General features: G+C 54.2%; 10 protein-coding genes. 1 reads left to right on the top strand and 9 read right to left on the bottom strand.

Annotation, left to right across the window (positions count from 1 at the left end):
- The 7 genes from rsxC to blr all read right to left on the bottom strand — a co-directional run.
- The coding region (gene rsxC, locus BV390_RS29625; RefSeq protein WP_139156021.1) for an electron transport complex subunit RsxC at positions 1-1,772 on the bottom strand (1,772 nt) is incomplete at its 3' end.
- Positions 1,765-2,343, bottom strand: coding sequence for an electron transport complex subunit RsxB (gene rsxB / locus BV390_RS29630; protein WP_047665009.1), 579 nt, complete (start codon positions 2,341-2,343; stop codon positions 1,765-1,767). The genes rsxC and rsxB, both read right to left, overlap by 8 nt.
- Position 2,344: 1 nt before the next feature.
- Entirely contained in the window at positions 2,345-2,926 is a 582-nt protein-coding gene (gene rsxA, locus BV390_RS29635; RefSeq protein WP_004862649.1) for an electron transport complex subunit RsxA, read from the bottom strand.
- Between the two features lie 79 nt (positions 2,927-3,005).
- On the bottom strand, positions 3,006-3,446 hold the full coding sequence (locus BV390_RS29640; RefSeq protein WP_049265892.1) for a DUF2569 domain-containing protein: 441 nt from the start codon (positions 3,444-3,446) through the stop codon (positions 3,006-3,008).
- A 68-nt stretch (positions 3,447-3,514) separates the two neighbouring features.
- Positions 3,515-3,730 carry a transcription modulator YdgT gene (ydgT, locus tag BV390_RS29645; protein WP_032687419.1) on the bottom strand — a complete coding sequence of 72 codons (216 nt, stop codon included), beginning with the start codon at positions 3,728-3,730 and terminating at the stop codon, positions 3,515-3,517.
- 217 nt (positions 3,731-3,947) lie between these two features.
- Positions 3,948-5,318 (bottom strand): GH1 family beta-glucosidase, encoded by a 1,371-nt coding sequence (locus BV390_RS29650; protein WP_046852361.1) that lies wholly within the window; start codon positions 5,316-5,318, stop codon positions 3,948-3,950.
- A 126-nt stretch (positions 5,319-5,444) separates the two neighbouring features.
- Positions 5,445-5,594, bottom strand: coding sequence for a division septum protein Blr (blr, locus tag BV390_RS29655; protein ID WP_071999979.1), 150 nt, complete (start codon positions 5,592-5,594; stop codon positions 5,445-5,447).
- A 189-nt stretch (positions 5,595-5,783) separates the two neighbouring features.
- Here blr and BV390_RS29660 point away from each other — a divergent pair, with 189 nt between their 5' ends.
- Positions 5,784-6,824, top strand: a complete 1,041-nt coding sequence (locus tag BV390_RS29660) for an oxidoreductase (protein WP_032696045.1) — start codon at positions 5,784-5,786, stop codon at positions 6,822-6,824.
- A gap of 36 nt (positions 6,825-6,860) precedes the next feature.
- Here BV390_RS29660 and add read toward each other — a convergent pair whose 3' ends face one another.
- Positions 6,861-7,862, bottom strand: coding sequence for an adenosine deaminase (gene add, locus BV390_RS29665; RefSeq protein WP_046852362.1), 1,002 nt, complete (start codon positions 7,860-7,862; stop codon positions 6,861-6,863).
- 258 nt (positions 7,863-8,120) lie between these two features.
- On the bottom strand, positions 8,121-9,249 hold a 1,129-nt coding region (locus tag BV390_RS29670; RefSeq protein WP_085397622.1), incomplete at its 5' end, for a GAPES1 domain-containing protein.

Here is a 9,249-nt window from a genome sequence, read left to right on the forward strand (position 1 = left end):
ACGGCTTCGGCGGCGGGCTGCACGTCAGCCGGTGCGGCGGCCTGCTGCTCGGCCTTGCGGGCCTTCGCGCGGGCGATAGCCGCTTCAACGGCCGCTTTACGCGGGTCAGCAGCCTCGGTGGCAGGCTGTCCCGTTTGCTGATCCTGCTGCGCCAGCTTGCGGGCGCGGGCCTCGGCCTTACGGGCTTCGCGGGCGGCGATCGCTTCACTGTTATCCGGTTTTGCTCCGGCCTGGACAACGATCGGCTGGGCGGCATCGCGTTGTTTTTCGCGAACCCGGGCCAGCGCCGCGTTAATCGCCGCATGATCTTTCGCGGCCGGTTGAACAGCAGACTGTTTGTGGCGTTCCAGACGAGCGGCTTTGTCCCGCTCCAGACGAGCCTGGCGGGCCTCAAAGCGGGCTTTGGCCTCCGCCGCGCGCTTTTCTTCCTGACGGATAGCCGTAATCTCGGCCTTTTCCTGACGGAAATATTGTACCAGCGGAATATTACTCGGACAGACCCAGGCGCAGGCGCCGCACTCGATGCAGTCGGCCAGGTTATGGGCGGTGGCTTTATCGTGCTGCTGGCCTTTGCTGAACCAGTACAGCTGCTGCGGCAGCAGATCGGCCGGACAGGCATCCGCACAGGCGCTACAGCGAATACAGCCTTTCTCTTCCTCGGGGTCGCCCATTTCGCTTGCCGAGGGCGCCAGCAGGCAGTTGGTGATTTTGACCACCGGAACGTCAAGCCACGGCAGGGTGAATCCCATCAGCGGGCCGCCCATAATGACCATCTGTTCGGCGCTCGGGCAGAAGCCGGCATCTTCCAGCAGATGGCGAACCGGGGTTCCCAGTCGCGCCCACACGTTGCCCGGACGGGTAACCGCCTCGCCCGTGAGGGTGACAACGCGCTCGGTGAGCGGCTCACCGTCGATCACCGCGCGTTTAACCGCATAGGCGGTCCCGACGTTTTGCATCAGCACACCGATGTCCGACGAGCGCCCGCCGTGGGGAACCTGTTTGCCGGTGAGGATCTGCGTCAGCTGCTTCGCGCCGCCGGACGGATACTTGGTGGGAATCACCCGCAGTTCGATACCGTGAGCATCGGCAAGGACTGCCCGCATCATCGAGATGGCCTGCGGTTTATTATCCTCAATACCGATCAGCACCTGACGCGGTTGTAAAATATGGGCCAGGATGCGGATGCCGGCGATAATTTGCGCCGCGCAATCCTGCATCAGGCGATCGTCGGCGGTAATATAGGGTTCGCATTCAGCGGCGTTAATAATCAGGGTTTCAATTTTGTCGCCGCCGCCGCGTAATTTGCTGCCGGTCGGGAATCCCGCGCCGCCCAGCCCGGCCACGCCGAACTGATGGATACGCTCGATAAGCTCTTCGCGGGTTTTGTTTGCGTAATCACTCCAGCCGTCACGCTCAATCCACCGGTCTTCACCGTCGGCATCGATAATGACGCTCATCTCGGCGAGGGCGGAAGGGTGTGCGGTCGAGTGTGGCGCGATGGCGCTGACGGTACCGGAGGTCGGGGCATGAACCGGCAACATTCGTCCCCAGCCGCGGGTCAGCGGCTGACCACGCAGTACGCGATCGCCGGGCCGCACGCAGAGCTCACCCTCAGCGCCGATATGCTGTTTTAACGGGATCACAAACTGCTGCGGCAGGGAAACCTGGCGCAGCGGCGTACCGTTAGACTGGCTTTTCATTTCAGGCGGGTGAATACCGCCGTTGAAGTCCCAGACTTTATCTTTTCTGAAAGCGGAAAATAGCTTAAACATGTTGTTCCACAGGAATATTGCGTACTGGAATAGTGTGCAGGTCCCACTTCCAGTTTTCAGTGGTCGTCGCGACAGGAACCATCTCGATACATTGCGTCGGGCAGGGCGCGACACAAAGATTACAGCCGGTACAAAGGTCGCTCATCACTGTGTGCATTGCGCGAGTTGCGCCGACAATCGCATCAACCGGGCAGGCCTGGATACACTTTGTGCAGCCGATACAGTTGTTTTCGTCAATGATCGCGAGCATGCGTGCCGGCTCGAGTTGTTGTTCATCGCCATCGATGGGCTGCGGGTCGACGTTCAGCAGGGCGGCAATTTTTAGCATCACCGCTTCACCGCCAGGAGCGCAGCGGTTGATTTTCTCACCCTGAGTGCCGACGGCTTCGGCATAAGGACGACAGCCGGGGTAGCCGCACTGTCCACACTGACTCTGCGGGAGAAGCTCATCGACTTTTTCAACAACGGGATCATCTTCCACTTCAAACCGACGGGAGGCGTATCCCAGAATCACGCCAAAAATGAGCCCCAACAGGCTAATGGCGATCACGGCTATCCAGACTGCACTCATATTACAACTTCACCAAACCACTAAAGCCCATAAAGGCCAGCGACATTAAACCGGCAGTTACCAGGGCAATGGCATTACCACGAAACGGCGCAGGCACATCTGCAACCACCAGGCGTTCGCGAATAGCGGCGAACAGAACCATCACCAGCGAGAAACCGACCGCGGCGGCAAAGCCGTAGAGCGCGGACTGCAAGAAGTTATGCCCGAGGTTGATATTCAGCAGCGCGACGCCGAGCACCGCACAGTTGGTGGTGATCAGCGGTAAGAAAATACCGAGCAGTCGATACAGGGCAGGGCTGGTTTTGCGCACTACCATCTCGGTGAACTGCACCACTACCGCGATAACCAGGATAAAAGCCAGGGTACGCAGATAGATCAGGTTAAGCGGGATTAGAATCCAGGTATCAATCAGCCAGGCGCAAATTGATGCCAGCGTCATCACAAAGGTGGTGGCCAGTCCCATCCCCATTGCGGTTTCCAGTTTTTTGGAAACCCCCATAAACGGGCACAGTCCAAGAAACTTCACCAGCACGAAGTTGTTCACAAGGACAGTACCAATAAAGAGCAGTAAATAATCAGCCATCAACTCGACCTGAAAACAGAAAAAGCCGCCTATTATCGAATAAATCGATACCGGCGACAACAGGTTAACTGTGGGGTTATTACGAATTCACGAAGGTTCGCTTAACCCGTGCGGAACGTTTGAAATAGGGGACTAACAGCGCCGCGGCGAGAAGCGGAAACAGCAGCTGGCGCATGGCCATCACGTCTGATATGGGTGAAAAAGCAAAGGCCTTTATCGCCAGAAGCAGAGAGATGAGCAGCCAGATAATATAGTGCTTTGGTACGATGCTTCGCCGTTTGAAAAACGCAATGGTTAGCCACAGGGTATAGTACCACATGGCGAGGGCGAACAGCAGCGACCCCACCCAAAGCAGGAGGTGCCCTGTGCTCATCTCCGCCAGCAGGGCGTAGGTCCGGGAGCTCATCAACGCATTAGCAAAGATTAACAGCGACAGCGAAGTGCTAAGCAGAGCAACCAGTAGCCATGCGAGCGGCGCCAGCAGCCACCCGCCGATACGTTCTGCAGAGTGAGAAGACATGATTTCTCCCGGATTCAATCAAAATTAAGAGCGGGAGTATAAGCAACTGGCATGGCGGAGAACAGTTTTTATTGCACGTAACGCCAGACGGATTTCGGAACCTGCCCGACATCGAACAATTTACCGCCAGAAACCAGCTCTGCCCGGCGGTGATCGGCAGCGCGATACATGTTGACGATTTCCGCGGTGTCGGTCAGAGAATAGTTAAGATGGTCAAAAAGTTTTTCAAGGCTTTCAAGGGAGCTGATTTTACGGAATTTTAATAAGTAGTCCTGAACGGTCATTTGCGTTTCCATTTTATAATCGGAATAAACAAGTCGAATATTAACAACTGTCGGTAAACCATCATTCAACAAACAGTGCCTTCTTAACGGGCCGGATGAAATTATTTAGGTTGTAAATACTAAAGACAAGAAATGATTTCATTCCTGAGGTAGTCAAAAGAAATTTAAGAATATTCTAGAGCTAAATCAGGCGCCGGGCGGCGCCTGGGAGAGAAGATTAACGCTGTTTGCCCCGGCTGGCAATCACGTTTTGATACCAAAAAAAGCTCTTTTTCCGTTTACGGGCGAGCCCCTGCTGATGATCAACATACACAAAACCGTATTGTTTTTGGTAACCGTTCAGCCAGCTCAGCAGATCAATAAAGGACCAGGGATAATAACCGCGGACATCGGCCCCGGCTTCGAGGGCCTTTTCCAGCGCATTAATATGGCTGCTGAGATAGTCGATACGCGGATCGTCAACGACTTCACCATCAATAATCGGATCTTTTGCGCCTAAACCATTTTCGGTGATGTAAATGGGAATATCGCCGTAGCGGTCTTTGATCATCATTATGCCGTCGGTTAACCCCTGCGGCCAAATCTCCCAGCCCCATTCGGTATAGGTGCTCTGCGGGTTGCGCACGAAATAAAACAGACCTTCGACGCCCGGTTCACCGCCGCTGAGTCCCTCCTGAGGTCGGGCTGAGACGGTCTCACGACGATAATAGTTCAGACCAATAAAATCGCAGCGGTTGTCGCGCAGCAGCGCGTCATCGCCGGGAGCAAACTGCGGGACCCCCCACAGGGCCTGGGCCTGCTGTAAAAGCGACTCGGGGTAATGGCCTTTTAACACCGGATCGTATAGCCAGTGTGTATGTATCGCGTCCGCCATGTCGCTGGCCTGGCGATCTGCTGCGCTGTCGGTGAGCGGCGTATGCGGCTGCAGGACATTCACGAATCCAATCTCGCCATGGATACCGCTTTCGCGAAACTGTTTCACCGCCATCGCGTGGGCAATAAAAACGTGATGACAGGCCTGGATGGCGCGCGCCGGATCGCGCACCGCCGGCGGATGGCAGCCGTTAATATAGCCGTGTCCGATGAACACTATGGTTTCGTTGAAGGTTGCCCACAGCTTTACCCGGGAACCGTAGCGCGCGTAACACAAGCGGGCATACTCGGCGAACGCTTCGGCGGTGCTTCGCGCTTCCCAGCCCCCTTCATCCTGTAGCGCCTGCGGCAGGTCCCAGTGATAGAGCGTAATCATCGGCTCGATATTGTGAGCCAGTAGCTCATCGATCAGATCGCTATAAAACCGGACGCCCGCTTCGTTAACTTCACCACGGCCATGAGGCAGCAGGCGAGGCCAGGAGATAGAGAAACGGTAGCTTTGCAGGCCCATTTCGGCCATCAGGGCAACGTCTTCGCGAAAACGATGATAGTGATCGACGGCGACATCACCATTGGTGTTTTCGAATGTCGCGCCGGGTTGATGGGCGTATATGTCCCAGATTGACGGGCCTTTACCGTCGGCATCGTGACCGCCTTCAACCTGATAGGCTGCGGTGGCGGCGCCCCAAAGAAAATGTTGCGGAAATGCGGCCATGAAAAACTCCTTATCGAATGATAAAGAGAGTGTAGTGAATGCGTTTAGCCGTGTGCAACCGGTTTCTGAAACCGGTTGCACACTTGCGAAGTGGGTCACTGTTTAGCATCAGCAGAGGCTGACAGGCTAATGGGACAGGGAGCTTGTTTGCACAGCATTAGCCGGAGGCGGGGATTGGTAGTTATCAATGTGGTGAGCGATAACCAAAAGCAGGGCTGAAACGCCAAATACAACCCAACCAATAAGTTCTACAATTCGGTTAAAAACGTTTGCCATAATCCTGAAATTAAAAGTTAAAACAGACGTAAATGTTACTAAATGGTGAGAGTAACGCAAGGGCTGACGGATGAGTATTGTCACGATTGCTGTAAAGGTGAACGCTTGAGAAGCATAAGCAAAGCTAATAAATCAATTGAGGCTTATAGTTATCAGAGGGCAAAAATCCTTGAATGAGAGGGCTGCAAGATGAGTGACACTATCCGGGTGGGGATGATTGGCTACGGATATGCGAGTAAAACTTTCCATGCGCCGTTAATCAGCGGTACGCCGGGAATGACGCTGGCCGCGGTGTCCAGTAGCGATGAAAGGAAAGTCCAGGCCGACTGGCCCCAGGTGAGCGTGGTGGCCGAACCCGCAGACTTACTGAGCAACCCTGATATTGATTTGGTCGTCATCGCTACGCCAAACGATAGCCATTTCCCGCTGGCAAAAGCGGCGCTGGAAGCGGGCAAGCATGTGGTCGTGGATAAACCTTTTACCGTGACACTGTCACAGGCTAGGGAGCTGGAGGCCGTGGCCAGGCGCTGCGGCAGACTGCTGTCCGTTTTTCATAATCGCCGCTGGGATAGTGACTTTCTGACACTGAAATCGCTGATTAACGAAGGCCTGCTGGGCGAGGTGGGCTACTTTGAATCGCACTTCGATCGCTATCGTCCGGAGGTTCGTAACCGCTGGCGCGAACAGGGCGGCCCGGGAAGCGGAATCTGGTACGATTTGGGACCGCACCTTCTTGATCAGGTCGTCAATTTATTTGGCCTGCCGGTCAGTATTAGCGTTGATTTGGCGCAGCTGCGTCCGGGCGCCCAGGCGACCGACTATTTCCACGCCGTGCTGGCATATCCTCAGCGCCGGGTGGTGTTGCACGGCACGCTACTGGCGGCAGCAGAAACCGCGCGGTATATCGTCCACGGTTCCCGGGCAAGCTATGTTAAATATGGGCTGGACCCGCAGGAGGAGCGGCTGAAAAATGGCGAGCGGTTGCCGCAGGAGGACTGGGGATACGATATGCGTGACGGGGTACTGACACGGGTTGAGGGGGAAGAGCGCACGACGGAAAACTGGCTCACTCTGCCGGGTAACTACCCGGCGTACTATGCTGCCATTCGCGACACCCTCAATGGCAGCGGCGAAAATCCGGTGCCTGCCAGCCAGGCGATTCAGATTATGGAGTTGATTGAGCTCGGTCTGGAGTCGGCGAAACATCGCGCCACCCTGAGTCTTATCTAAAGCCTCTGCCCGGCAGCGAGGCCGCCGGGCGGGGGGTCAGGCCTGCTGCACGCGCTGAATCAGCGCCGCTTTTTCCTGATTGCTGAGAAACGCCAGTTCCAGACCATTGATTTGCGCCTGGCGAATCTGATCGCGACTCAGGCCGGCTGCCGGCGCGGCCACGGTGTATTCGTGAATGATGTCGATACCTTGTACCGCCGGGTCGTCGGTATTAATGGATGCCAGCACGCCGTGTTCAAGGAAGGTTTTAAGCGGATGTTCAGCCAGTGATGCCACGGTGCTGGTCTGGATATTGGAGGTCAGGCAGGACTCAATACCGATACGCTGCTGCGCAAGGTAATCCATCAGGGCCGGATCCTGGACGGCTTTTACGCCATGTCCGATTCGCTCAGCTCCCAGCTCCCGTATAGCCTGCCAGATGCTTTCCGGCCCGGCCGCTTCGCCGGCATGCACGGTAATACGCCAGCCGGCATCGCGAGCCAACGTAAAGTGTTGCATAAACAGAGTGCCCGGGAAACCGAGTTCATCACCCGCCAGATCCAGGGCGGTAATAGCGTCGCGGTGGGCAAGCAGCGCGTCCAGCTCTTGCTGGCAGGCCGCTTCGCCGAATGTCCGGCTCAGAATACCAATCAGGCGGGTTTCGACATTAAAATCGCGGCTGCCTTCGCGTACGCCGGCAATCACCGCTTCAACCACGCCATCGACCGGCAGCTGGTGGGTCATTGCCATATAGCGCGGCGAAAAACGCAGTTCAACGTAGTGGAGACCATTGCGCGCCGCATCCTCAACGTTTTCATACGCAACGCGACGACAGGCTTCCAGCGAGGCCAGAACTTTTACGCCCCAGTCCAGTTTGGCGAGGAAGCTGACCAGATCGGGTTCATTACTGGTGACCTGTACATGTGGGATCAGCGTGTCGAGCGAGGTCGCTGGAAGGGGGATATTGAACTGGCGGCCAAGATCGAGAATGGTTTGGGCACGAATATTGCCGTCAAGGTGGCGGTGAATGTCGGTTAATGGCAAAGTTAAATCAATCATGGTCGCACTCATTTTTTAGTTAAAGTGCACGTCATTATACAGCAATTCTTTAACTCTTTAAAAGCATTGAAAAAATCCAGTGGATACAATCATCTGTCAGACGCGCGATCGGTTTTAAACGCCCGCAGGATCGTCTGCTGGTCCCGTCAAAGCCCCGGGCGCCGATCGATGCCGCTCCAGTCCCTTTCTGCTGAGGTCAAGAGACTGGACGACGGGATCCGAAAGGACAGGGTCTCCTGCGCAGAGGCGAAGCAGCGGCTATTGCGCAGCTTCGCCATATTTATTTCTTTTGTGAACGTACAACAGCTTATCGGATTTTTTGATCGCGCTCTCAAGAGAATCGCCTGGCTTTAATGGATAGTTGCCATGTGAAAATGAGACCCGCGGGTCTTTATCCGTATGGCGTAAGTTTTCTTTGATTCGGGCGATGATTTCTAAGCTCTTCGCGTAGTCGGTATCGATAAGAATTAATAGAAACTCATCGCCGCCAGGACGGATGCCATAGTCACTTTTACGAAGGGACTGCTCGATGGCCTGGCCTAATGACTGGATGACTTTATCGCCCATATCATGACCGAGCGTGTCATTGATCCTTTTCAGACCATCGCTGTCGATAGATACCAGCGTAACAGGAATGTTCTTTTTCAGCATTGCGTCGATTTTATTACTCAAGGCCTCGTTCAGTATTTTTCTGTTATAAAGGCCAGTCAGCGTGTCAGTAATATTATCTTTGGACAGTTCAGCATGGCGTGTCATTTGTTTTTTGGTGTAGCGACAAAGTAGCCAGGTGCTCATAACGTAGATAAATGCCAACCATAAGTTGTCGATGATAAAATAAATAAGATCTAATTTTATATTTAGTAAGTAGATCGGAGTTAAATGTTCCTGGTACTGTATAATATTAATCGATTTGATGGCCGAACGGTTAAAGTAAATATCACTGGCGGTCACTTCATCCGTTAAGTACAGCGACAGGAAGCGCCAGAGTATCGGGCGGTCCGCGGTGTAAAAGGCCGTGGCTAAATCGTCAATATTTACATCGGTGACAATGATTCCTTTGATTTGTCCATGTTTAAAAACCGGGGTTAACATGCTGATAATGTTTTTTTTAGTATAACCGTCCCGATAAACATGGGAAGTGACATTTTCTCCATGAAGAAAATCGTTTAATGCCCGACGATCAATGCTGATGATGTGGGCGCTACGGGTAATATCGATGGCATTATCATTGCGGACCTGCCAGTTATCAAATTTGTATTGGTTGGCGGCAATGGGTTTGTTAAGGAAGGTGCGAATAAGCAGGTCATTTCTTCCCAAGCTGACTCGCTGATTAAAATTTCGCGGATCTGGGCCGATTTTTTTCCCGCAAACACATCGAATCAGCCTA

This window comes from Klebsiella sp. YJ (assembly GCF_002108615.1).
In the GTDB taxonomy this organism is placed as follows: domain Bacteria; phylum Pseudomonadota; class Gammaproteobacteria; order Enterobacterales; family Enterobacteriaceae; genus Klebsiella; species Klebsiella planticola.